This is a genomic window from Borrelia persica No12, from assembly GCF_000500045.1.
GTDB lineage: Bacteria > Spirochaetota > Spirochaetia > Borreliales > Borreliaceae > Borrelia > Borrelia persica.
The window spans coordinates 1-242 of sequence record NZ_AYOT01000197.1 but is presented as its reverse complement, the minus strand read 5'-3'; the positions used below and the strand labels follow the sequence as shown (position 1 = coordinate 242).

Sequence of the window (242 nt, the reverse complement as noted above, 5' to 3'; positions counted from 1 at the left end):
AGAAACCTTAACTCGCTTAGCTTGTTGTTGTTCCTTCTCAACTTCTTCTTCACCAGAAAACGACAAATCAACTTTAGAATCATCACCCTTCACTGATGAATCAACAATAGATTCATCACTTTCTAATGGTAAATCACCCCTAGGTTCTTTTTTCTCAACCTTAGGTTCCTCAACAACCTTCCTTTCTAAATTGCTAAGTAAAATTTCCTTATAATCTGCATAAAGCCTCTCCAACATACGAT

1 pseudogene is annotated in these 242 nt (G+C 36.0%); it reads right to left on the bottom strand.

Features of this window, described 5'->3' with window-relative positions:
• Positions 1 to 242, bottom strand: a pseudogene (locus tag U881_RS12885) (hypothetical protein); the annotation flags it as partial.